The sequence below is a fragment of the Pseudofrankia saprophytica genome (assembly GCF_000235425.2).
Classification (GTDB): Bacteria; Actinomycetota; Actinomycetes; order Frankiales; family Frankiaceae; genus Pseudofrankia; species Pseudofrankia saprophytica.
This window is the reverse complement of sequence record NZ_KI912266.1, coordinates 2,527,963-2,550,857: the sequence shown is the minus strand read 5'-3', so window position 1 is coordinate 2,550,857 and position 22,895 is coordinate 2,527,963. Positions and strand designations below refer to the sequence as shown.

Sequence of the window (22,895 nt, the reverse complement as noted above, 5' to 3'; positions counted from 1 at the left end):
AGCGGGCGGTCGCGGCCGCCGCGGCCTGCCGGGAGCGGGGCGTGGCCGTCGGCTGTTTCCGTCCTCCGACGGTGCCGCCGGGGACGAGCCGGCTGCGGCTGTCCGCGCGCGCCGACCTCACCGACGACGACGTGGCCCTGTTCGCGGCCGCGCTGGCCGGGGCGCTGCGGGCCGCCGACGGTGCCGGCAGGCCGGCGACCGGGACATGAGCATCCTCGTCGTCACCGGCACGGGCACGGAGGTCGGCAAGACGGTCGTCACGGCGGCGGTGGCCACCCTGGCGGCCGGCCGGGGCGCGCCGGTGGCGGTGGTCAAGCCGGCGCAGACGGGCGTCGCACCGGGCGAGCTCGGCGACGCCGACCTGGTCCGCGACCTCACGGGCATCAACGACGTGCACGAGCTCGCCCGCTACCCGGAGCCGCTCGCCCCGGCGACCGCGGCCCGGCGCGCGGGGCTGCCCGCCCTCGACCTGGTCGCCGTGGCCGACACGGTGACCAAGCTGGCGGCCGATCGCCGGCTCGTGCTCGTGGAAGGAGCGGGCGGGCTGCTGGTCCGCTACGACGACGACGGCCGCACGCTCGCCGACCTGGCCCGACTGCTCCGGGCGCCGGTGCTCGTGGTCACCCGCCCGGCGCTGGGCACCCTGAGCGACACTGCCCTCACGCTGGAGGCACTGGCGCACCGGGGTCTGGAGCCGGCCGGCGTGGTCATCGGCAGCTGGCCGGCGGACCCGGGCCTCGCCGAGCGGGCCAACCTCACCGATCTCGAGGCGGTCGCCGGCCGGCCGCTCGCCGGCGCGCTCCCGGCCGGAGCCGGCCTGCTCGGCCGGGCGGAGTTCCGCGAGGTCGCCCTACGCTCACTGGCTCCGTCCCTCGGCGGCACGTTCGACTCCGCCGCCTTTCGCGCCGGCGTGCCAGATACCACGTCCGCCAGACGCGCGCCGCGGGCGGGCCGGGTTCGACAATGAGCGGGCTGGCGGGGACGAACACGACGACGCCAGCTCACCCGACGGCCCCGATGCTCGCAACGGGCTTCCAGGCGCGCGAGGCTTCGCTGTCGCCGCGCACCCCGCAGCCATGGACTCGATGATGACGCCACTGTCCCCGATGCCGGTTTCGGCGGCTGGAGCGAACGAAGTGACCCCTCCCGTGACCACCATCAGTCCGGCAGCCCTGCCGCCGGCCGCCGCAGAGCTGCTCGCCACCGCCCGCCAGCAGGTCCTCGTGGCGGGCCGAGGCCTGGACGAGCGGCAGGTGCTGGCCGTCCTGGAGCTGCCGGACGAGGCGCTGCCCGAGCTGCTCGCGCTCGCGCACGAGGTGCGGATGCACTGGTGCGGCCCCGAGGTCGAGGTGGAGGGCATCGTCAGCCTGAAGACCGGTGGCTGCCCGGAGGACTGCCACTTCTGCTCGCAGTCCGGGAAGTTCGACTCGCCGGTCCGCTCGGCCTGGCTGGACGTGCCGAGCCTGGTCGAGGCGGCCAAGGCGACGGCGGCGACGGGCGCGACCGAGTTCTGCATCGTCGCGGCGGTGCGCGGGCCGGACGCCCGCCTGATGGCCCAGGTCCGCGAGGGCGTCGCCGCGATCCGCGCGGCCGTCGACATCAACGTCGCCTGCTCGCTGGGCATGCTCACCCAGGAACAGGTCGACGAGCTCACCGCCATGGGCGTGCACCGCTACAACCACAACCTCGAGACGGCCCGCTCGCACTTCCCGAACGTGGTCACCACGCACAGCTGGGAGGAGCGGCTAAACACCTGCCAGATGGTGCGCGCGGCCGGGATGGAGCTGTGCTGCGGCGCGATCCTCGGCGTCGGCGAGAGCCTCGCCCAGCGCGCGGAGCTCGCTGTGCAGCTGGCGGCGCTGGAGCCGGACGAGGTGCCGTTGAACTTCCTCAACCCGCGGCCGGGCACGCCGTTCGGTGACCTGCCCCCGGTCGAGCCGCGCGAGGCGCTGCGCACGATCGCGGCCTTCCGGCTGGCGCTGCCGCGCACGATCCTGCGTTACGCGGGCGGCCGGGAGATCACCCTCGGCGACCTTGCCGACAGGGGCATGCTGGGCGGGATCAACGCCGTCATCGTCGGCAACTACCTGACGACGCTCGGGCAGTCCCCCGACGTCGACCTCGCCATGCTCGACCGCCTGTCGATGCCGATCAAGTCGCTGCAGGCGACGCTGTGACACGCAGGCGCGAGGCATAGGGCGTAGGGCACAGGCACACGGACGCGGCGAGCCCGGGCGCGAGACCGGCGTCCGGGCGACCGCGGGGGATCAGACAGTGACGAGGAACGAGGACCAGGTGCCAGGCCCCCACGACGTCCCTTCGCCGTCCGGCGCGCTTCAGGCCGCGCCGATCGTCTACTGCGACCGGTGCGGGGAGCCGGCGGGCGTGGGCACCCATGACCGTTGCGCGCTGGCGCGCACGCTGGAGCCACCCCGCTACTGCCCCACCTGCCGGCGGCGGCTGGTCGTCCAGGTCGTCCCCACCGGCTGGACGGCCCGCTGCGCGGAACATGGCGTCACCGCCAGCTGAATGGCGTCACCGCCAGCTCACGAGTGGCAAGCATGGCCAGCAGTAGGGCTAGGACCTCAGACCGGCGTCGACTCCACGATCGCGATGAGGTCGCCGTCCTGAACGACGTCGCCCTCCCGGACGGCGATCTCGGCGACCGTGCCGCCGTCCTCGCTGATGACCGGGATCTCCATCTTCATCGAGTCGAGGATCACCAGCGCGTCTCCGGCGGCGACAGGATCTCCCACCCCTACGACGACCTTCCAGACGTTCGCCACCATTTCGGCGCGGACTTCCTCGGCCATGGTCATCCCTTCGGGGGCACGGTGTGCGTCGCACACGACCAGAGATCCGGCTGCTGACCGGCCGCCGATGTCACTGGCCCTCCGGTCCCTCCGCCAGCGTAGTGGGTTCGGGGCACGGAACACCGCGAACATCGGGCGCCACGCGCGGCCACCGTCGGTCAGCGCCGAACCTGGCCGCGGACCCCGGGCAGACCCCCACGGAAGCGGTGGAAGTGCGGCGGCTTGCAAACTACGGGTGTGTTCGTTCTCCTCGTCCTCGCTCTGCTCATCGGCCTGCTGGTCGCTCGGCTGCGCGGAGGGACCCTCGAAGCGCTGGGACGCATCCGGATTCGGCTCGGCTGGCTCGCCGCCGGCATCGTCCTGGCGCTGGTGGTCGCCGCGCTCGCGGACAGCGCCCGGACCGTGGGCTGGATCGCCGCCGCCGTACTCGCCGCCGCCCTGACCGCCGCCAACCGGCGGGTTCCCGGCCTGCTCCTGCTGTTCTTCGGACTGGCCCTGAACGCGGCGGTGATCGGGGTGAACCACGGCCGGATGCCCGTCTCGACGGCGGCGATCAGTTCGGCCGGGGTCGCACGGGATGATGTGGCGTCCTCCCGGTACTACACGCTCGCGGACCACGACACCCGGCTGCGCCCGTTCAGCGACGTGATCCCGTTCCCCTTCTGGGTGGCTCCGTCGGTGCTCAGCGCCGGGGACGTGCTGATCGTGTCCGGCGTGGCGCTGTTCGCGGGGCTCACGCCCGTACGGGCGAGCCGGACGCTGCGCGCGCGGGGGGCCGAACGGGCTCGCCGCCAGCGGCGGCGAGCCGCGGCGTCGACCGACGGGGATGGCTCCGTCGACGGCGTGGACGCTCCGGAGGACCTCGACGGCCCGCCAGCCACCGTTCGCCGGCGGCGCCGGCCGGCGGCGGCCCTGCCCGCCGGCCGCTCGGCGGACGCCTCCGCTGGGACGCCTTCCGCCGCGTCCGACCCCTGGGAACCGGGCCACCAGACCGACCCTTGATCAGACGGGTCTCCGGCCTTCCACCGCCGCCCCGGGCTACATTGTCGGACGCGATGCTTTCGACGGCGGGCGCCGCGCGCCCGCCGTCCAACGCGGTGATGAGCAGAAAGGAGATCGCGGCATGGCGAAGAAGAAGCGTAAGCGGCGCGCCCGCGCGAAGAGCAAGGCCAACCACGGCAAGCGCCCCAACACCTGATAGGCGCCCCCAGCGGTCCGTTGTGCGGCCCTACCTGGGGATACCACCGCCTGGCCGCCGAGCGGCACAAGCGACGCTCGACGGCCGGCCGGTGGCGCGGTACTTCGCACGCGCCACCGGCCGTCCAGGCCCTATTCGGCGCCCAGCTCGCTCGTCACGTCGGCATCGACCCGCGCGGCGCGCAGGCGGGCCAACAGATTGGCGCGCAGCGAGTCGGGAGCCCGGTCGCCGCCGCACTTGCGGGCTACCAGCAGCTTCACCTCGTGCTCGACGCCGAACTCGCGCAGGCAGGGCGAGCACTCGTCGAGATGAGAGCGGATCAGGTTCTGCTGGGTTCCGTCACATTCGCCGTCAAGGTACAGAAAAACCGCGTCGAGAACCTTGCGGCAGTCGATGTCATGCGGGTGACCGCAGCTCACGAGACACCGCCCTCGGTTCCGGTGGAACCGGCGGGAACCAGCCCGCGCTCCCTGGCGTACTGCTCCAGCGACTTGCGCAGGCCGCGCCGGCCCCGATGCAGCCTGGACATCACCGTACCGATGGGCGTGCCCATGATCTCGGCGATCTCCTTGTAGGCGAAGCCCTCCACGTCGGCCAGGTACACGGCCATCCGGAAGTCCTCGGGAAGCGCCTGCAGCGCCTCCTTGATGTCACTGTCGGGCAGGTGCTCGAGCGCCTCCATCTCGGCGCTCTTGAGACCCGTCGAGGTGTGCGACTCCGCCTCCGCGAGCTGCCAGTCCTCGACCTGCTCGGTCGGGCTCTGCAGCGGCTGGCGCTGGCGCTTCCGGTAGTTGTTGATGAACGTGTTCGTCAGGATGCGGTACAGCCAGGCCTTGAGGTTCGTGCCCTCCTGGAACTGGTGGAAGGCCGCGAACGCCTTGACGAAGGTCTCCTGGACGAGATCTTCGGCATCCGCCGGGTTGCGCGTCATCCGCAGGGCGGCCGCGTACAGCTGGTCGAGGTAGGGAAGGGCGTCACGCTCGAATCGCGCGCCCCGCTCCTCGGTGGTCTCGTCGACCAGGATCACTCCCTCACCGCTCGGGTGGCCCGGGAGGCGATCCTCCCCGGCCAACATCGCGGGCCGCCGGGAAGCTGACTGAGCGTCAACAACCATGCTGGTCCGCCGGCCGCCCGTCGTCGCCACCGGCGCGATCTCGCCGGCCGTCGGCGGGTTCTTCTCCGTCGTCACGTCCCCTGACGGGCCCTCGCCCGTCGGGGCGTCGCGGCCCGCCATCTCTTCCCATCGCGGGATCGGTTGCGCCGAACGGCTGTCACCGGTCTTACGTGGTGACGATACCCCGCTCAGCGGAGGTACGCCCGTCCACGAACCGGCCCCGCGGGCCTCCCACGCGCCTGGGTCGCCCACCATCGCAGTCGGGGCGGTGGGCCGGCGCAGCTGGCTCTCAGACGTCAATCTGACCTCCGTGACCTTGGCTTCCGCCTCAGCCAACCACGGATCCGCCTCCGGGATTCCCGGAGATCCACCCGGCCGGGGCTCCCTCCGGTCGGCATGGGGCCGCGGGAGGCACGGGAGACGTAGGAGACACGGGAGGCACGGCCAGCTGCCGCAGCAGCCAGGTCGCCCCGAGCATGGCGGCCTCCTCGACCACCTCCCCGGCGGCGCGACCGTCCCGGACCCGGACCTTGAACGAATGGTCGGCGCCGGCCACGACGACCACCTCGATGCCGCGCCGCGCGTCCGGCTCCGGCAGGCCGAAGGAGTCCCGTTCACCCTGGATCACGCGCACCGGCACGCCGGCGCCGGACAGCTCCGCCTGGCGCGAGGGCCGGTCGCGGGCAGGGATCCCCGGCCGCGCCGGCCGGGACGGTGGGTTCAGCGGGAACCCGAGCGCCAGCACCGCGCAAGCCCCGACGGCGCTCGCGGTGCGCACCGCGACCCGGGAACCCGTGGACGCGCCCGCGAGTGCCAGCCGGCGCGGCGTGCCCGCGCCGGCCGCCACGTCGCCGATGAGCGCCGCGACCGCGGCCATGAGCACCGCGTCGAGGCGCGCCGGGCGGTCGGGCGCCTTGCGGCCGGCGACCCGGTAGGGCATCTCGAGGCGCCCGACGGTGACGCCCGCGGCGACGAGCAGCTCAGTCAGGCGCCGCAGCGGCGGCGTGTCGGTGCCGGACCCGGCGCCGTGCAGCAGCACCACCACCGGTGGGCCAGCCGCACCGCCGAGCGCGCCGTCACCGCTGGAGACGAGGTACTGGTCAGCGCCGGGAACCACGAGGAGCCGTCCGCCGTCGACACAAACAGTGGTTTGCGCCGTGGCCGATGTGGCCATAGCGATCTGGGCGGCCGGACCTGTCGGCCGTCCACCCGGCAGACCTGCTGGATCGCCGACCTGACAGCTCGGCTTCGTCGAACTGTCGGGAACGTCGTCGCCGATCCAGGAGGAACCCCGGGTCCGGAGGCAACCTCGGGGCACCGCGCCCTCGACGGTTCGAGTCATGAGATCAGGTTGTGCTGTGAGCCCCACCAGAGTCCTCCCGGTGACATCACGGGCGGTCTTGCCGCATGCGCCCTGTGCGGCTGGAGGAACGACGATCGCAGACCCGCCGACGTTTGAGACTTCCGCCCCCGGTCTGTGACATGCCTCGCATCACGGCCCTTCGAAGGGTAGGAATGGTTCATGCTTTCTGGTCGCGGCGCTGATTCTGAGCTTGGTGATCCGGAGTATCGTCGCCCGCTCGCGCCCACCGTGGTCTGCGAGGCGCCCGCGGGCAGCGATGACCCCTACTGGTCGTTCTATGACGAGGTCGCCTCGGTCCAGCTGCGCGAGTGGCTGCCGGGCGCGCCGTCCAGGGTGCTCGACGTCTCCGGGCAGCGCGACCGGTTCGCGCGGCAGATGGTGGCGGCCGGTCACCAGGTCGTCCGCGTGCTCGGCGACACGACACAGGTCACGAACCTGCCGGCGGATCCGTCGGACTACCGACCCCTCAGGTCGCTGATCTCCCAACAGGCCTCCCAGCGGACTGGTGGCCGCCCCGGCGCGCTGCGCAGCGTGGTGGGCGATGCCCGCAGCCTCGACTGGTTCGCGCCGGCGTCGTTCGACGCGGTGCTGGCCGAGGGGCGGGCACTGTCGTTCTGCCTGGCCACCGAGAGCACCCTCGAGGAGATCCACCGGCTGCTGCGGCCGGGCGGCCAGTTGCTGCTGTGCGTCGACTCGTTGCTGCTGGGCCTGGCCCGGCTGGCCGAGCAGCACCGCTGGGCCGAGCTCTCCGACGTGCCGCGGGCCGACGTCGTGCTCGTCCCGGCCGAGGACGGCACGATCACCCGGTGCTTCTGGCCCGAGGAACTCAAGGCCGTGCTGACCAGCGCCGGCCTCGAGGTCGACTGGGTCCGGCCACGCACGGTGCTGTCCGTCGAGGCGGTGAAGCGGGCGCTGTCCGCGGACATGTCCTCGTTCCCCACCCTGGTTCGCACCGAGGTCGAGCTCGCCGCGGAGCGCGAGGGCGAGTCCATCGGTATCCACCTCATCGCCTCCGCGAGAAGACCGAGCTAGATCGCGGCCTGCGTCGATTCGCCCGCGTTCAGACGCCCGACCGACGTCGAACGGACATCCAACCCGCGGACCGGTCGGCCAATCGGCGCGGGCACGAGGGCATGCTAGGGGGCGTGACGACAGCGACACGCGTTCCGGCCGACCCATGGCCAGCGCCGAGGGCGAGCGGCCCCGTGCGGGCAGTGGTGCGGGTACCCGGCTCGAAGTCCGGGACGAACCGGGCTCTGATCCTGGCCGCCGCGGCGGACGGCGTCTCCAGGCTGCGCGGCGCGCTGCGCTCCCGGGACACCCTGCTCATGGCCGGCGCGCTGCGGACGCTCGGTGTCGGGGTGGACACGGAGCCCTCCCCCGGCGCCACGGGCGCGGACTGGGTGGTGCGCGGCGGTCTCGGCCACGGTGACGGCGGCCCGGTAGCGGTGGACTGCGGCAACGCGGGCACCGTGGCGCGCTTCACTCCGGCGCTCGCCGCGCTGACCCGCGCCGACACGCGCTTCGACGGCGACCCCCAGATGCGCGAGCGCCCCCTCACCCCGCTGCTCGACGCGTTGCGCCAGCTCGGCGCCGTCATCGACGGCGACGCGATGCCGTTCACCATCCACGGCAAGGGCCGCGTCCCCGGTGGCTCCGTGACGGTCGACGCCTCCGGCTCCAGCCAGCTGATCTCCGGCCTCCTGCTGGCCGCCCCCGGCTACGACCGGGGTGTCGAGGTCAGCCACGTCGGCGGCCGGCTGCCCTCCGGCCCGTACCTGGACATGACGGTCACCGACCTGCGCGCCGCGGGCGCCACGGTCGAGGCCACACCGGCCTCCACCGGCCGCCCCCCGGTCTGGCGGGTGGCGCCCGGCCCGCTGCGCGCCCATGACCGGGCGATCGAACCGGACCTGAACAGCGCCGCCCCGTTCCTCGCCGCCGCGGTCGCGACCGGCGGCGAGGTGCTGATCCCGGACTGGCCCGAGGTCACCACCCAGCCCGGCCGCATGCTGCCCGCCCTGCTGGAGCAGATGGGTGCCCATGCCGAGCGGACGCCCGCGGGCATGCGCGTGCGCGCGGGCGACGGCCTGCACGGGCTGGACGCCGACCTCGGCGACGTCGGTGAGGCGGCCCCGGTCCTCACCGCGCTGGCCGTGCTCGCCGACTCGCCGTCCAGGCTGCGCGGCATCGCCCACCTGCGGCTGCACGAGACCGACCGGCTCGCGGCCCTCGCCGACCAGCTGGGCCGGCTCGGCGCCGACATCACCGTCACCGAGGACGGCCTGGCCATCCGGCCCGCGCCGCTGCGCGGCGCCCGGCTCGATCCGCTCGCCGACCACCGGCTCGCCATGACCTACGCCGTGGTGGGTCTCGCGGTGCCGGGGGTCACGGTCGACGACATCGCCACGACGGGCAAGACGGTGCCCGAGTTCCCGGCCATGTGGGCGGCGATGCTCGCCGGCCCGCACCTGGCCTCAGACAACACTGGATGAGCGGCGCGCGACGAAGTGGGCGCGACCTCGACGAGGACGACGTCCGCACCCGCCCGGGACGCGGCTCGCGGCCGCGCACCCGCGAACGCCCCGACCACGCCGATGCCGTGGACGCGGTGGTGGTCGCCGTCGACCGTGGCCGCTACAGCTGCCGGCGCACCCTGCCGGACGGCCAGGCCGACCCCGCCGGCGCCGTGGTCGCCGCGATCCGGGGCGGGGACCTGCGCCGGGTGCCGGTCGTCGTCGGCGACCGGGTGTCGCTCGTCGGCGACGTGTCCGGCGATCCGGGCGCGCTCGCCCGGATCGTGCGCCGCGCCGAGCGCACCAGCGTGCTGCGGCGCACCGCCGACGACTCCGACCCGGCCGAGCGGCCGATCGTCGCGAACGCCGACCAGCTCGTCATCGTGACGGCGCTCGCCGACCCTCCCCCGCGCACCGGCCTGATCGACCGCTGCCTCGTCGCCGCCTACGACGGGGGCCTGGCCCCGGTGCTCTGCCTGACCAAGGCGGATCTCGCGGACGACGAGACGCTGCGCGACCTGTACCGGCCGCTCGGAGTGACCATCGTCACCAGCCGGCCGGACGTCGACCCCGCCGGGCTGCGGGCGCTGATCACCGGCCGGGTGAGCGTGCTGTTCGGCCACAGCGGCGTCGGGAAGTCCACCCTGGTGAACCGGCTCGTCCCGGACGCGGCCAGGGAGATCGGCGTGGTGAACGCGGTGACCGGTCGGGGCCGGCACACCTCGTCGGCCGCGGTGGCGCTGCCGGTACCAGGCGGCGGCTGGGTGGTGGACACCCCGGGGATTCGCTCGTTCGGGCTCGGGGCGGTCAGCCTGGCCAGGGTGCTCGCCGCGTTCGCCGAGCTGGCCGAGGCGGCCGCCGACTGTCCCCCCGGCTGCACCCACGCCGAGGGCCTGGCGGACTGCGCCCTCGACGAGGCGGTCCGTTCCGGCCGCGCCGACGGCGCCCGGCTCGCAAGCCTGCGCCGCCTCCTGGCCGCCCGAGGCGGATGAGACCCAGCACTCGCTTCCCGCCTTACCTGCCCGCGGGGTCCCCGTGGATCGCCCTCCAGCCATGGACCGGCAGCACGCCATAGACCCGCCTGGCCCCAGACATGGGCGATCCGCGAGGAAGGAGGAATGAGATCTGTCTCTCATTCTTTTTTCTGGACCTACCCGCCCGTAAGTCCCCTCGGCTTGCCCTCATGGCCGCTAATCGGCGGTACCGCACATGTCAGGCTTAGTTCAAACGACGGGTGCTTCGAGCGAAGAAGGCCGCCAGACTGCGCCAGCCACAGATCACAGATCGGCATGACTCCCGCAATGGAGGAGCGGCGGGAAAGGAACCGTAGGCTCTACAGCCGTGAAGCTGTCTGACCCGGCGGCGGCCGACTCCGCCACCATTTCCGGCTCGACGACAGAGCTGGCGTCGGGTGGCTGGCCCACGCCAGCCGACGATCTGGCCCTGGCGCTGAGCCTCGCCGACGCCGCCGACAAGATCACACTTGCTCGGTTCCAGGCGGTGGACCTGCGGGTGGAGTCGAAGCCGGACAACACCCCGGTGTCGGACGCGGACACGGCCGTCGAGTCGATGATCCGGGAACGGTTGGCGGCGGTCCGACCGGCCGACGCGGTGCTCGGCGAGGAGGAGGGGCTGACCGGCGACGCCCAGCGGCGCTGGATCCTCGACCCGGTCGACGGCACCAAGAACTTCGTTCGCGGCGTCCCGGTCTGGGCCACGCTGCTCGGGCTCGAGGTGGACGGCGAGATGGTCGTCGGTGTCGCCAGCGCCCCGGCCATGGGACGACGGTGGTGGGCGGCCAGTGGTGGCGGCGCGTTCACCCGCACCGCCACCGGCGACACCAGGGCCCTGCGGGTGTCCTCGGTGTCCCGGCTGGAGGACGCGTTCCTGTCGTTCGCCTCGTTGGAGGGCTGGACCGAGCGCGGGCGCCTCGACGAGCTGCTCCACCTCGCGGGGCAGGTCTGGCGGACCAGGGCATACGGCGACTTCTGGTCCCACATGATGGTGGCCGAGGGTGCCGTCGACGTCGCTCCGGAACCGGTGGTCTCGCTGTGGGACCTCGCCGCCCTGCAGGTCATCGTCGAGGAGGCCGGCGGCCGGTTCACCGACCTGCGCGGTCGGCGCGGGGCCGGGCACGGAACGGTGCTCTCGACAAATGGCCACCTGCACGAGGCGGCACTGGCCTCCTTCGCGGCGGGCGGCCCCGCGCGCTGACGCCTCGCGGCCGCTCGGTACCGACCTTCGCTCGGCGAGAGCGACGACGTGGACGGTGACGCCATGGACGGCCAGGACGCCCGGCCGGAGCCGGCCGCCCGGCGCGGGCCGATCGGCTTCGCGCACCGGGGGGCGCCCGGGTGGTACCAGCGGGAGAACACCCTGCCCGCCTTCACCCGCGCGCTGGCTCGCGGGGCGACCGGGCTGGAGTCGGACGCCTGGCTCGCCGCCGATGGAGTGCCGGTGCTCCATCACGACCAGGCGTTCGGGCCGCCGAGGCTGCGGCGCGACGTGACGGCGCTGCCCGCCGACGCGCTGCCGAGCTGGCTGCCGACGCTGTCCGCGTTCTACCGGACGCTCGGCACCGGCTTCGAGTTCAGCCTGGACGTGAAGACGCCGGCGGGCAGGGCGGCCGACGCGACCGTGGCCGCGGTGCTCGCCGTGGCGCGGGCGGCCGGCGCGGACGCGCCGCGGCGGCTGTGGCTCTGCGGCCCGTTGGGCAGCCTGCGCGTCTGGCGCGAGCTCGACCCAGATGTGCGCCTGGTCAACTCCACCTCGATGCGCGAGATCCGGGACGCCGGCGGGATAGGTCGCTATGCCCACGAGCTACGCGCCGCCGGGGTGGCCGCGTTGAACCTGCGTTCCCGGGAGTGGGTGGCGCCCACCGCCCCGATGGCCCAGGTCCTGCACGACCACGGCCTGCTCGCCTTCGGCTGGGACGCGCAGCGCCCGACCACGCTCGCCCGGCTGCTCGGCTATGGCCTGGACGCCGTCTACTCGGACTACGTCGACCGTCTCGTGGCCGCCACGACCGGCCGCGCCACCTGACGCCTCGGCGCTGGGCCCCTTGGGCCCCGGGCGGGGGCCGTGCGGTGGTCAGGCTGGCGCCGCGGCGAAATGAAGCGGACATTGCCGTACAGAATTGGCCGGCACCTGTCAGCAATGCGACGACGGCGACGGCCGGCGCGCCGAAATCCGGCGGCGTCACGGCGCGGGCGCAACCCGCGAACAACGACAGCGGATCCGCCGGTACGCGAGGTGTCCCGGCTCGAGGCCGGCGAATCGCCGGCGGGGCGACCGCCGGATCGGCGAAGCCAGGTTCCCGCCGGATCGACGAAGCCCGAAGTTCCCGCCCGATCGGCGACAGGGTCCCTGCCGGATCTGCGAAGCAGATCTGACAGGTAAGCGATCGGGGAGGTCCGCGATCGCGAGGTTAGCGAACTGGCGGGTTAGGTTCAGTCGTCGTCGGCGACCGCAACTTTCAACATCTGCGACGGAAAGCCAGTCCGCTGCGCGACGTTATCCACCGAGTAACCCTGCCGGACCAGGTCACGAGCCTGCTCGAGGGTCCAGCCGCGGCCCGGATCGAACCGCGTCACCACAACATCGCTGGCCCCCCGGCGTTCATCCGGCCAGCTGAGACGTGCACGGCGTGCCAAGGATCGACCTCCGAATAGTCCATCGGGGTGTCCACATGACCCCTTCGGCGAACAAGGCAGCTCACGCAGTGCCTCGTCACCAGTCTCGTCACCAGCCTTGCCGCCGGGACTGGCCACCAACATTGGTCAGATTGCCGGTGGCCGACGGGTCTAACTCTACGGTAGCGCTTCCTGGAGACTAAATGTGGAACTTACCCGTGCCGCTTGTCACGGACCGTGGCGTTACGAGCAGTCGACCATCGTGGACGACTCGGCACTGACCGGTGCACGGCGCCCGATACGGCTGGGGCCGCACGATGCGACCCGTTCGGACGCGCATGTCGCCGCCGCCCGGATGACGCATGATCCACTTTTCTTTGGTCACCGCCGTCCCGCTCGCCGCCGCCGTCGAAAACCGCCGCGGCGCCTTCAGACAGACATGGCGTTCGTCCAGGCGCCGACTCACCCAGCATTGAAGAAACGTCCCGACGGCCCGGAAGGTTCGCGCCTCGCGGCATGGTTGCCGCCCGCGCCCCGGCCAGGTGGCGAGGACGGTGCCACCCTGATCTCACCCGCGAGGGGCTCATCGGGCGGCAGGGAGCGCGAGCGCAGCAGCGCGCGCCATTTGCGGGCCGAGTGGCTCGCTGGACGAGTGGTGGCCAGGAAGTCCTCCAGGACGGCCTGGAACCGGGCGGGGTCGGTGTGGTGCGGGAAGTGGCCGGCGTCGGGGAAGATCTCCAGCCGGCTTCCTGGCATGGCCTCATGGGCGATCCGGGCATGCGTGACAGGAATCACAGCATCATGCTCGCCCCAGATGATCAGCGTCGGCATCCCCTGCGCCAGGTAGCAGCGGTCGAGCATCGTGATCGCCTGGCCGCGGGAGTCCGCGGCGGCCCGTAGCGTGCGCAGGAACGCCGCCCGCGCGCCAGGCACGGTCAGTGCGTCGAACAGCCGGCCGAGATCGGCCGCGTCCCGGCCGAGGTCGGCCCCCAGCAGACTGAGCGCACCGAACAAGCCCCGGCCAGCGAGGCGGGCCGGGGGCAGCCGAAGCAGCGAAAGCAGCGCCTCCCCGCCCGGCATGGCCGCCAGCCGCAGGGCAAGGTGCAACTGGGGCCCGACGCCGCCGGTACCGACCAGCACCAGCCGCTCGCAGCGCTCGGGGAACTGGTAGGCGAACTGCATGGCCACGCCGCCGCCCAGCGAGTGACCCACCACCGTCACCCGCTCGATGCCCAGCACGGACAACAGGTCGCGCATCCCGCAGGCAAACCCGCCGAGGGAGTAGTCGCCGCGCGGTTTGTCGGAAAGGCCGTGGCCGAGCAGGTCGGGCGCGATGACCGTGTGCCGGCGGGCGAGCCTGGACAGCACCGGCTCCCAGGTCGCCGAACTGTCTCCGATGCCGTGGATGAGCAGCACGGCCGGGCCGCGCCCGGCGCGCAGGTAGGCGCGGCGATAGCCGTGCACCGTGACGAACCGATGCGACCGCCGGCCTGTTCGCTCCCCACGTCCCTCCGAGCCGGCCGTGCTACCTGCCCGCATCGCGACCACCGCCTCCGTGCCCCTGAGGGCTGACGGAGGTACGCGGGAGGAGCAGACCGCGCCCTCCGCCGACACCGCGCCGACGCCGCTCGCGGACCCTGGGGTAGAGCCTCCGCGAGGCCTAGAACTCGAGGTTATGCATGACGTGCTTGATCCGCGTGTAGTCCTCGAGCCCGTAGATCGAGAGATCCTTGCCGTAACCGCTCTTCTTGAAACCGCCGTGCGGCATCTCCGCGACGATCGGGATGTGCGTGTTCACCCACACACAGCCGAAGTCGAGGCGACGGGTGACCCGCATGGCGCGTCCATGGTCGGACGTCCACACGCTGGACGCCAGCCCGTACTCGACACCGTTGGCCCATCGAACCGCCTCGTCCTCGTCCGAGAACCGCTGCACGGTCACGACCGGCCCGAATACCTCCTGCTGGGCGAGCTCGTCGTCCTGGCGCACGCCGGCAACGACCGTGGGTGGGTAGAAGTACCCCGGACCATCGACCGCCACGCCACCCGCCACGACCTCGGTGTGCGCGGGCGCCCGCTGGACGAACCCGCTCACCCGCGCGAGCTGGTTCGCGTTGTTGAGCGGCCCGACGGCGGCCTCGAGGTCCGACGGCGGGCCGATGCGGGTGGCGCGGGCGGCCTCGCCGAGCGCCGCGACGAGGTCGTCGTAGATACCGGGCGCGGCCAGCACCCTCGTGGCCGCCGTGCAGTCCTGGCCAGCGTTGAAGTAGCCGGCGCCGGCGATCCCCTCCGCCACCCGCGCCGCGTCGACGTCGTCGAACACCACGACCGGCGCCTTGCCGCCGAGTTCCAGATGCACCCGCTTGAGGTCGTCCGCCGCGGCCTTGGCGACCTCCATGCCGGCACGGACGCTGCCGGTCACCGAGACCATCGCCGGCACCTTGTGTGAGACAAGGGCCCGCCCGGAGTCACGGTCACCGCAGACGACGTTCAGCACGCCCGGCGGCAGGAACTCGGCGGCGATCTCGGCCAGCAGCAGGCTGCTCGCCGGGGTGGTGTCCGACGGCTTGAGCACCACCGTGTTGCCGGCCGCGAGCGCGGGGGCGATCTTCCAGATCGCCATCATGAAGGGGTAGTTCCAGGGGGTGACCTGGCCGCAGACCCCGATCGGCTCGCGCCGCACGTAGCTGGTGTGCCCCGCCAGGTACTCCCCGGCGGCGCGGCCCTCCAGCAGCCGCGCGGCGCCGGCGAAGAACCGGACCTGGTCGGCCGACGGCGGGATCTCCTCGTCCAGGGTGAGCTGGACTGGCTTGCCCGTGTTGCGGCTTTCGGCCGCGACGATGTCGTCCGCCCGCTCCTCGATCGCGTCGGCGAGCCTGAGCAGGGCGCGGGCGCGCTCGCTCGGCGTCGCGTCCCGCCACGACTCGAACGCGCCGGCCGCCGTGGTGACGGCCCGGTCGATGTCGGCGGCGCCCGAGAGCGGCGCCTCGGCGTACGGCTCGCCGGTCGACGGGTCGACGATCGGCATCGTTCGGCCGTCGGCCGCCGGCACGTGCTCGCCGCCGATGAAGTTGCTCAGAACCGTGCCCATCCGCCCGCTCCCATCCCCGACGTCAGCCCACCGCGGTCCCCACACCCGCTGGGCTCAGACTCCACCACATTCCGGTTTCCGGCACGTGGCCGCGCGGTGCGAGAACGTGACGGACCTACGGATGCCGTCTTCGGACCGGGCAAGTACGGTCGAAGACGACAGTTGACCGCAGAGTAGGGCACGGATACCGCGCTCGGATAGAGGTCGCCGAGCACGTCGCCCGCCAGATGGCCGAGGGTCTCCACCTGGCCGAAGGTCGTCGAGACACGATGGCGAACGGCCCGCGCGAGAAGGTGGCCGCGGCCGCCGCCGGTCCCGCCGCGCCAAGGCGTCGGGGTTCCGAGGTAGAACACGGATCGCACCTCCGCTCGGCCGTGCCGGCCGGACGGAATCCGGTGCGTGTCCCGTTTCGAAGGGTAGGCAGGGCAGGTGGCTGACGCGGCTCGGATCCTCCAGCGGATACGCCGCCGCCCGGCGCGCCCGTCGACGGCGCTGCCGGCCTCGCTGTGGACCGACCAGCTCCTGGCGCCCGTGACGCCACGGCCGCCCGTACGCGGCGACCTGCGCGCCGACGTCTGCGTCGTCGGCGCCGGCTTCACCGGGCTGTGGACCGCGTACCATCTGGCCGCGCTCGCCCCGGAGAAGCGCGTGGTCGTGGTCGAGAGCGAGGTCGCCGGGTTCGGCGCGTCCGGCCGCAACGGCGGCTGGTGCTCGGCGCTGTTCCCGGTCGCCTCGATCGCCGACCAGATGCGCCCGGCGCTGGCCGCCACCGTCGACCAGGTCGGCGCGGTCGCCGCCGCCGAGGGCATCGACTGCGACTTCGCCAAGGACGGCTACCTGTGCCTGGCCACCACGCCCGCGCAGGAGGCGAGGCTGCGCGCCGGAGGCGGCGGCTGGCTGACCGCCGACCAGGTGGCCCAGCGGGTGCGCATCCCGGGCGCGCTCGGCGGCGTGTTCGACCCGGAGTGCGCCGCCCTGTCACCCGGGAAGCTGGTCAGGGGGCTGGCGGACGCGGTCGAACGGCGCGGCGTGACGATCTTCGAGCACTCGGCCGCCCGCGCGATCAGCCCCGGGCAGGTCGAGCTCGACGGTGGCACCGTCCGGGCCGACGTCGTGATCCGGGCGACCGAGGCATGGACGCCCCGGTTCTCCGGTCACCGCCGCGAGCTCGTGCCCGTCTACTCGCTGGTCATCGCGACCGAACCGCTGCCGGCCGCGGCCTGGGACGAGATCGGCTGGCGGGAACGGTTCACGCTGAACGACGCCCGCCGACTGATCATCTACGCCCAGCGCACCGCCGACGGGCGCATCGTGCTGGGCGGCCGGGGGGCGCCCTACCACCTCGGCTCGCGGGTCAGGCCGTCCTTCGACCATGAGGACGCCGTCTTCGAGCACCTGCGCCGCACCCTCGGCACCCTGTTCCCCGCGGCGGCGCGCGCCGAGATCACCCATCGCTGGGGCGGCCCGCTCGGCGTGCCCCGCGACTGGACCCCGTCGGTGCGTTTCGACCCGGCCACGGGACTCGGCAGTGGCGGCGGCTACGTCGGCGACGGCGTAGCCGCGAGCGCCCTGGCCGGGCGGACGCTCGCCGAGCTGGCCGCGGGCCTGGACACCCCGAACACGAGGCTTCCCTGGGTGAACCGGCCCGCCCGGCTGTGGGAGCCCGAGCCGCTGCGGTGGCTCGGCGTCAACGTCGGCCGTCTCGGCGCCGCGACGTCCGACGCCCGCGAGAACCGCACCGGCCGGCCGTCCCATCTCGGCAAGGCCGTGGACCGTCTCACCGGCCACTGACGGCTCCTGCCCGCCCGTCGTCCGCGGGAGATCTCCGGCGAAGGGGCCGAATAGTCGCAAAAGTCAACCGACGCACAACCAGAGGGTGGTTTCAGGAGTCCCACAGAGCGCGATGGCCGGATGTCAGCCGGCCCAGATAGTGGGGACGGCCCATGCCTCAGGTCGAACGTGAACCAGCCGACGACACGATGGTGACCCGCCTCGGCGGTTCCGAGATCACGGTCCGGCCGGAACCGCCAGCGGGCCGCGACAACGGGGCCATCATTCTGCTTCGCCTGGTCTCCCCGATGTTCGACACACTCGCGGTCGCCTACCTGGGCCCAACCGAGGCTCGGGCCCTCGCTCAGGCGCTCCTCGCCGCCGCGGACACCATCGACCCGACCGGTCCCGGCGGCTGGCGCACCCCGCCCCGCCGTCGGTGACGAGCGCGGTCAGGCCGACAGTTACCAAGCCTTCGTGGACGGCGCCCTGGTAGAAGGCGTCTTAACGGACAACGCCGTGCCGGACGGCGCTTTGAGTGACCGCGCTTTGAGTGACCGCGTCTTAGCGGACACCCCAGGTGTAGGTCTGCTTCACCAGGCGAAGGTAGACGAACGTCTCGGTCTCCCTGACCTGAGGAAGCGCCCTGATGTGGTCGTTGACCAAGGAGATCAGGTGCTCGTCATCCTCCGCGACGATCTCCAGCAGCAGGTCGAACGACCCGGCTGTGATCACGACGTAGTCGACCTCGGGCAGCTCCGCCAGGGCGTTGGCGACCTCCCTGGTGTCGCCGGTCACGCGCACCCCGATCATCGCCTGACGCCGGAAACCCACCCGCAACGGATCGGTGACCGCGACGATCTGCATGATTCCGGCGTCGAGCAGCCGTTGCACCCGCTGGCGCACGGCGGCCTCGGACAGCCCGACCGCCGCGGCCATCGCCGCGTACGACCGCCGGCCGTCCTGCTGGAGCTGTTCGATGATCGCCTTGTTGACGTCGTCCAGCAGGGGCTCGGACGAGGAACGACCACTCGGCGCCCTGCGCATCTGCACTGTTTCCTCCTCGCCGGCCGCACGTCATCGTATGACCACTCGATTCTGACCACGATGCGGTGACGAAAGGGGAATCTATCGACGGATTCCATCGCTGACCGGACAGTCGGCTACGCTTTCAGCATCGAACTGTTCGTCGCGAGCCTTGGAGGGCCGCCGTGACCACGGCTGACACACGCAACCAACAGGCCGCGGGGATCTCGGCGGCGACGCTCACCGAGCGAGCCACCGAGCTCGCCCGCCGCGAGGAGTCGCGGCTGGAGGCGGCCACCCCCGGCTCCGGCGCGCTGCACGAGCGCGCGCTGCGCACCATGACCGGCGGCGTCCCGTCGTCGTACCAGGAGCGCGACCCGTGGCCGATCTACCTGACCCACGGGCGCGGCTCGCGGGTCTGGGACGTCGACGGCAACGAGTACGCCGACTTCCACAACGCGTTCGGCTCGATGGTGCAGGGCCACGCGCACCCGGCGATCGTGCGCGCCGTCTCGGAACGGGTCGCGTTGGGCAGCCACTTCGCGATGCCGACCGAGGACGCCGTGGTGGTGAGCGAGGAGCTGGCCCGCCGGTTCGGGCTGCCGCGGTGGCGCTTCGTCAACTCGGGCTCCGAGGCGACGATGGACGCGATCCGGATCGCGCGCGGGCTCACCGGCCGGGAGACCATCGTCAAGATCTTCGGCTCGTACCACGGCCACCACGACTACGTGATGGTCTCGATCGGCGCCCCCTACGCCGACATCGGCCCGGCGGACGACATGAACTCGCTCGGCTACGGCGCCGGCATCCCGGAGGCGGTCATCGACCTCACCGTCCCCGTGCCGTTCAACGACGCCGCCGCGATGGAGCGCCGGATCGAGCGGCTCATCGACGAGGGCCGCAAGCCCGCCTGCGTGATCATGGAGGCGGCGATGATGAACCTCGGCGTCATCCTGCCCGAGCCCGGCTACCTGGAGGCGGTCCGGGACCTCACCCGGCGGCTCGGCATCGTCCTGATCTTCGACGAGGTGAAGACCGGCCTGTGCGTCGCGCCCGGCGGCGCTACCGAGCGGTTCGGCGTCACGCCGGACATGGTGACGCTCGCCAAGGCGTTGGGCGGCGGCCTGCCCTCCGGCGCGATCGGCGCCACCGAGGAGATCATGGAGGTCGTGGCGGCCGGGAGGGTGAAGCAGGTCGGCACCTACAACGGCAACCCGCTGACGATGGCGGCGGCGCGCGCGAGCCTGTTCGACGTGCTCACCCCGGCGGCGTACGCGCATCTCGACCGTCTGAACGACCGGCTCATCGCCGGGTGCGACGCGCTCCTCGCCCGCCACGGCATCCCCGGCTACACGGTCGGTATCTCCTCGAAGGGCTGCGTCCACTTCACCGACGCGCCGATCCGCGACTACACGACGTTCATGGAGCACCAGAACGCGGCGCTGCCCGAGCTCGCCTGGCTCTACAACGCCAACCGCGGCGTGCTGATGGCCCCGGGACGCGAGGAGGAATGGACCCTCTCCGTCCAGCACACCGACGCCGATGTGGACCGTTACTTGGAGAGCCTGGACGCCATGTGCGCCGACCTCGCCCGAGCGGCCGGCTGACTCGGCCCGCGCACCCCGGAGGACAGCCTTCAGAAACAGGAAAAGCCGGCGCATCTGCGCCGGCTTTTCCTGCAGGGACCCGTATCCGGTCCTTTGTTGGTAGCGGGGACAGGATTTGAACCTGTGACCTCTGGGTTATGAGCCCAGCGAGCTACCGAGCTGCTCCACCCCGCGTCGTTACGACAACTATACACGCCCCTCGGCACGTGGACAAAACGGCGGACTTCAAAGGAAGCCGTCTCGAGGAGCTCGTAGACCTACCCACGCAACGCGGCCGGCTCGGTCAGCGACGGCGGGCGTGCCTCGTCCCGGGCGCGGGCCCGGAGGATACCGACGCCGTGGACGCCTCGTCGCCCTGATGTCACGGTGGCCGTTCCTCGAACGCAGTGTCGGTTCAGATCAGCTCGCACGCCAGGAGGACGCGAGCGCGATCTGGCGCGGGCTGCCGTCAGGCAGACGTGACCGGCACGGGGATCAGCCCGGACTCGCGCTCGATGAGCCGGGTCGGCACCACCACGGTCCGTGGCGTGGGCGCTTCGCCGTGCATGCGGGCGAAAAGCAGCTGTGCCGCGGTCGCGCCGATCTCGGCCACCTGCTGGCTGACCACCGTGACAGCCGGGCTCATCAGATCGGCCAAGGGGAAGTCGTCGAAGCCGACGACCGCGACCCTGCGCTCGAGGGCGCGCTCACGCAGCGCCCTGACGACGCCGACCGACAGGTCGTTGCGGCCGGCGAACACCGCGGTAGGCGGATCGGCGAGATCGAGGAGCGCACGGGTCGCCGCCGTCGCATCGGCGGCGGTAGCCAGGTCCTTGACGACGACCCGCTCGTCGACGGGCAGGCCAGCTTCCGTGATCGCTTCGATGTACCCGCGGAGCCGCTCCCGCGCGGTCCACAGCCGACCGCGGTCGGTCAGACACGCGACGCGAACGTGGCCTCGGCCAAGAAGGTACTCGGTCGCCCGGTGGGCGCCGTCCCGGTTGTCGACGACGACGGTGTCGACCGCGAGGCCCGCCGCGGGCCGGTCCACGGCGACGACGGGGAGGCCCGCTCGGACCTCCGGGAGCAGGTAGCTCTGGTCCGGGCTGGCCGGCATCAGCACGAGCCCGTCGACGCGCCGCGTGACCATGTCGTGGACGAGAACCTGCTCGCGGTCCTCGTGGTCGTCGAGGCTCGACGCGAGCACCGCGACGCCGAGCGGCCGGGCATGGTCGTCGATCACGCGCAGCAGCTCCGCGGCGTACTCGTTACGGAGGTCATGGAGCAGCACGCCGATCGTCTGGGTGCGCACCCCGCGCCGTAGGTTGCTCGCCGCCAGGTTGTGCCGGTAGTCGAGCTGCTCGACGGCTCGGCGGACCCGCTCGACCAGATCGGGTGATACCCCCGGCTCGCCGTTGACGACCCGCGAGACGGTCTTGAGGCTCACGCCAGCCAAGGCGGCGACGTCCGTCATGGTGGCGCGCTTGCGCATGCGCGGCCTCCCTCCGAAAACCAGTGGGACCGGGTCCTGACAACGCTGTCAATCATACCCAGCATCCAGACATATGAGGCTTGACACGGGGCCATCCGGCTAGAACTATCGCCTGACAACGTTGTCTGGTCCGGCCGAGGTCAGCCGGACAGCCGAGAGAAGGGCCGCCACGATGCACCGAACCCGCCACACCCGACCCACGGCGTCCGGCCGGGTCCGCTCCCGCGTTCACCGAATCGCCTGCGCGGCCGTCTTACTGTCCGCCGTCACCGCCACGGCGGCCTGTGGCGGCTCCGGGTCCGGCTCCGGGTCCGACACGGTCTCGGTCTCGCTGATCACCAAGGACTCGATCAACCCGTTCTTCGTCGCGATGCAGGAGGGCGCCAAGAAGGCCGCCAAGGAACAGGGCGTCGACCTCACCGTCGGCGCGGGCAAGGAGGACGGCGACGAGGAAGGCCAGATCACGCTCATCGAGAACGCGATCGCGGCCGGCCAGGACGGCATCCTCATCACCCCGAACGGGCCGGGCGTGAACTCCGCGATCAAGAAGGCTCGGGACGCCGGCCTTTACGTGATCGCGCTCGACACCCCGCCCGACCCGGCCGACACCGTCGACATCACCTACGCGACCGACAACTTCAAGGCCGGCGAGCTCATCGGCCAGTGGGCGGCCAAGACCATGAAGGGCCAAGACGTCGTGATCGCGATGCTTGACCTCTTCAACGACAAGATCGTTTCCGTGGACTACAACCGCGACCAGGGCTTTCTGACTGGCATGGGGATCGACGTCAAGGACAAGACCAAGAACGGTGACGAGGCCAAGACCGGCACCTACAGCGGCGGCGGGTACACGATCGCCTGCAACGAGCCGACCAACGGCGCCCAGCCCGACGGCAAGAGCGCCATGGAGCGCTGCCTGGCCAAGAACCCGAACATCAACCTGGTCTACTCGATCAACGAGCCGGCCGGGATCGGGGCGTCCGAGGCCCTCGCGGCGGCGGGCAAGAAGGCGACCATCGTCTCTGTCGACGGCGGCTGTCTCGGCGTCAGCAAGGTGAAGGACGGCACGCTCGCGGCCACCTCGCAGCAGTACCCGCTCAAGATGGCCCAGCTCGGCGTCGAGGCCATCGCCCAGATCGCCAAGGGCGGCGCGAAGCCGGCCACCTCGCCGGGCCTTGACTTCTTCGACACCGGCGCGGCGCTGGTCACTGACAAGCCGGCGGCGGGCGTCGACAGCATCGGAACCGACGAGGCCAGCAAGATCTGCTGGGGCACCGTCAGCTGAGACCGGGAC

At 72.2% G+C, this 22,895-nt stretch carries 23 protein-coding genes, 1 tRNA gene and 1 pseudogene; 15 read left to right on the top strand and 10 right to left on the bottom strand.

Annotated elements, in window-relative coordinates:
- From FRCN3DRAFT_RS43835 to bsaP, 4 genes and pseudogenes are all read left to right on the top strand, one after another.
- Positions 1-209: pseudogene (locus FRCN3DRAFT_RS43835) on the top strand (8-amino-7-oxononanoate synthase); the annotation flags it as partial.
- Entirely contained in the window at positions 206-967 is a 762-nt protein-coding gene (bioD, locus tag FRCN3DRAFT_RS0210660; protein WP_007515961.1) for a dethiobiotin synthase, read from the top strand. The pseudogene FRCN3DRAFT_RS43835 and the gene bioD, both read left to right, overlap by 4 nt.
- Before the next feature lie 139 nt (positions 968-1,106).
- A complete protein-coding gene (gene bioB, locus FRCN3DRAFT_RS0210655; protein WP_083401461.1) occupies positions 1,107-2,177 on the top strand; it encodes a biotin synthase BioB in 1,071 nt (356 codons plus the stop codon).
- A 97-nt stretch (positions 2,178-2,274) separates the two neighbouring features.
- Complete coding sequence (gene bsaP / locus FRCN3DRAFT_RS0210650) at positions 2,275-2,529, top strand: biotin synthase auxiliary protein BsaP (RefSeq protein ID WP_232794001.1); 255 nt, start codon at positions 2,275-2,277, stop codon at positions 2,527-2,529.
- Between the two features lie 56 nt (positions 2,530-2,585).
- On the opposite strand, the gene FRCN3DRAFT_RS0210645 is transcribed toward bsaP, so the two are convergent.
- Entirely contained in the window at positions 2,586-2,813 is a 228-nt protein-coding gene (locus FRCN3DRAFT_RS0210645) for a biotin/lipoyl-binding carrier protein (RefSeq protein WP_007515964.1), read from the bottom strand.
- Positions 2,814-3,050: 237 nt separating this feature from the next.
- On the opposite strand from FRCN3DRAFT_RS0210645, the gene FRCN3DRAFT_RS43830 reads away from it, so the two are divergent.
- Positions 3,051-3,815 carry a DUF5317 family protein gene (locus FRCN3DRAFT_RS43830; protein ID WP_007515965.1) on the top strand — a complete coding sequence of 255 codons (765 nt, stop codon included), beginning with the start codon at positions 3,051-3,053 and terminating at the stop codon, positions 3,813-3,815.
- A gap of 121 nt (positions 3,816-3,936) precedes the next feature.
- The gene (locus FRCN3DRAFT_RS57625) at positions 3,937-4,011 is read left to right on the top strand and encodes a 50S ribosomal protein bL37 (RefSeq protein WP_369299096.1); all 75 of its coding nucleotides are present in this window, start codon (positions 3,937-3,939) and stop codon (positions 4,009-4,011) included.
- Between the two features lie 131 nt (positions 4,012-4,142).
- On the opposite strand, the gene rsrA is transcribed toward FRCN3DRAFT_RS57625, so the two are convergent.
- The 3 genes from rsrA to FRCN3DRAFT_RS43825 are packed head-to-tail and all read right to left on the bottom strand — an operon-like array spanning position 4,143 to position 6,242.
- Positions 4,143-4,430, bottom strand: a complete 288-nt coding sequence (gene rsrA / locus FRCN3DRAFT_RS0210635; protein WP_007515966.1) for a mycothiol system anti-sigma-R factor — start codon at positions 4,428-4,430, stop codon at positions 4,143-4,145.
- Positions 4,427-5,461 carry a sigma-70 family RNA polymerase sigma factor gene (locus tag FRCN3DRAFT_RS0210630; protein ID WP_007515967.1) on the bottom strand — a complete coding sequence of 345 codons (1,035 nt, stop codon included), beginning with the start codon at positions 5,459-5,461 and terminating at the stop codon, positions 4,427-4,429. Before FRCN3DRAFT_RS0210630 ends, rsrA begins: the two co-directional genes overlap by 4 nt.
- The gene (locus tag FRCN3DRAFT_RS43825) at positions 5,454-6,242 is read right to left on the bottom strand and encodes an alpha/beta hydrolase family protein (RefSeq protein WP_007515968.1); all 789 of its coding nucleotides are present in this window, start codon (positions 6,240-6,242) and stop codon (positions 5,454-5,456) included. Before FRCN3DRAFT_RS43825 ends, FRCN3DRAFT_RS0210630 begins: the two co-directional genes overlap by 8 nt.
- A gap of 405 nt (positions 6,243-6,647) precedes the next feature.
- Between FRCN3DRAFT_RS43825 and FRCN3DRAFT_RS0210620 the strand changes: the two genes are divergently transcribed.
- From FRCN3DRAFT_RS0210620 to FRCN3DRAFT_RS0210600, 5 genes are all read left to right on the top strand, one after another.
- Positions 6,648-7,520: a class I SAM-dependent methyltransferase gene (locus FRCN3DRAFT_RS0210620; protein WP_007515969.1), complete on the top strand. Its 873-nt coding sequence runs from the start codon at positions 6,648-6,650 to the stop codon at positions 7,518-7,520.
- Positions 7,521-7,633: 113 nt separating this feature from the next.
- The gene (aroA, locus tag FRCN3DRAFT_RS0210615) at positions 7,634-8,983 is read left to right on the top strand and encodes a 3-phosphoshikimate 1-carboxyvinyltransferase (RefSeq protein ID WP_035924621.1); all 1,350 of its coding nucleotides are present in this window, start codon (positions 7,634-7,636) and stop codon (positions 8,981-8,983) included.
- Entirely contained in the window at positions 8,980-9,996 is a 1,017-nt protein-coding gene (rsgA, locus tag FRCN3DRAFT_RS0210610; RefSeq protein WP_007515971.1) for a ribosome small subunit-dependent GTPase A, read from the top strand. Before aroA ends, rsgA begins: the two co-directional genes overlap by 4 nt.
- Positions 9,997-10,384: 388 nt before the next feature.
- Positions 10,385-11,218: a histidinol-phosphatase gene (hisN, locus tag FRCN3DRAFT_RS0210605; protein WP_035927320.1), complete on the top strand. Its 834-nt coding sequence runs from the start codon at positions 10,385-10,387 to the stop codon at positions 11,216-11,218.
- Positions 11,219-11,281: 63 nt separating this feature from the next.
- Positions 11,282-12,046, top strand: a complete 765-nt coding sequence (locus FRCN3DRAFT_RS0210600; RefSeq protein ID WP_007515973.1) for a glycerophosphodiester phosphodiesterase — start codon at positions 11,282-11,284, stop codon at positions 12,044-12,046.
- A gap of 407 nt (positions 12,047-12,453) precedes the next feature.
- Here FRCN3DRAFT_RS0210600 and FRCN3DRAFT_RS0210595 read toward each other — a convergent pair whose 3' ends face one another.
- From FRCN3DRAFT_RS0210595 to FRCN3DRAFT_RS0210585, 3 genes are all read right to left on the bottom strand, one after another.
- A complete protein-coding gene (locus FRCN3DRAFT_RS0210595) occupies positions 12,454-12,597 on the bottom strand; it encodes a hypothetical protein (RefSeq protein WP_232793999.1) in 144 nt (47 codons plus the stop codon).
- Between the two features lie 501 nt (positions 12,598-13,098).
- The gene (locus FRCN3DRAFT_RS43820; protein WP_335341692.1) at positions 13,099-14,100 is read right to left on the bottom strand and encodes an alpha/beta fold hydrolase; all 1,002 of its coding nucleotides are present in this window, start codon (positions 14,098-14,100) and stop codon (positions 13,099-13,101) included.
- Between the two features lie 196 nt (positions 14,101-14,296).
- Positions 14,297-15,727, bottom strand: coding sequence for a gamma-aminobutyraldehyde dehydrogenase (locus FRCN3DRAFT_RS0210585; protein WP_007515975.1), 1,431 nt, complete (start codon positions 15,725-15,727; stop codon positions 14,297-14,299).
- Positions 15,728-16,156: 429 nt separating this feature from the next.
- Between FRCN3DRAFT_RS0210585 and FRCN3DRAFT_RS0210580 the strand changes: the two genes are divergently transcribed.
- Entirely contained in the window at positions 16,157-17,518 is a 1,362-nt protein-coding gene (locus tag FRCN3DRAFT_RS0210580; RefSeq protein WP_007515976.1) for an NAD(P)/FAD-dependent oxidoreductase, read from the top strand.
- 152 nt (positions 17,519-17,670) lie between these two features.
- On the top strand, positions 17,671-17,940 hold the full coding sequence (locus FRCN3DRAFT_RS0210575; protein ID WP_007515977.1) for a hypothetical protein: 270 nt from the start codon (positions 17,671-17,673) through the stop codon (positions 17,938-17,940).
- Positions 17,941-18,061: 121 nt separating this feature from the next.
- Here the strand turns inward: FRCN3DRAFT_RS0210575 and FRCN3DRAFT_RS0210570 are convergent, their stop codons facing one another.
- Positions 18,062-18,550 carry an Lrp/AsnC family transcriptional regulator gene (locus tag FRCN3DRAFT_RS0210570; RefSeq protein ID WP_007515978.1) on the bottom strand — a complete coding sequence of 163 codons (489 nt, stop codon included), beginning with the start codon at positions 18,548-18,550 and terminating at the stop codon, positions 18,062-18,064.
- Between the two features lie 197 nt (positions 18,551-18,747).
- Here FRCN3DRAFT_RS0210570 and FRCN3DRAFT_RS0210565 point away from each other — a divergent pair, with 197 nt between their 5' ends.
- Positions 18,748-20,130 carry an aspartate aminotransferase family protein gene (locus FRCN3DRAFT_RS0210565; RefSeq protein ID WP_232794279.1) on the top strand — a complete coding sequence of 461 codons (1,383 nt, stop codon included), beginning with the start codon at positions 18,748-18,750 and terminating at the stop codon, positions 20,128-20,130.
- Positions 20,131-20,227: 97 nt separating this feature from the next.
- Here the strand turns inward: FRCN3DRAFT_RS0210565 and FRCN3DRAFT_RS0210560 are convergent.
- Positions 20,228-20,304 (bottom strand) — tRNA-Met (locus FRCN3DRAFT_RS0210560).
- Positions 20,305-20,578: 274 nt separating this feature from the next.
- Entirely contained in the window at positions 20,579-21,601 is a 1,023-nt protein-coding gene (locus FRCN3DRAFT_RS0210555) for a LacI family DNA-binding transcriptional regulator (protein WP_007515981.1), read from the bottom strand.
- A gap of 172 nt (positions 21,602-21,773) precedes the next feature.
- Between FRCN3DRAFT_RS0210555 and FRCN3DRAFT_RS0210550 the strand changes: the two genes are divergently transcribed.
- Positions 21,774-22,886 carry a substrate-binding domain-containing protein gene (locus tag FRCN3DRAFT_RS0210550; RefSeq protein ID WP_007515982.1) on the top strand — a complete coding sequence of 371 codons (1,113 nt, stop codon included), beginning with the start codon at positions 21,774-21,776 and terminating at the stop codon, positions 22,884-22,886.
- The last annotated feature ends 9 nt before the right edge of the window (positions 22,887-22,895 follow it).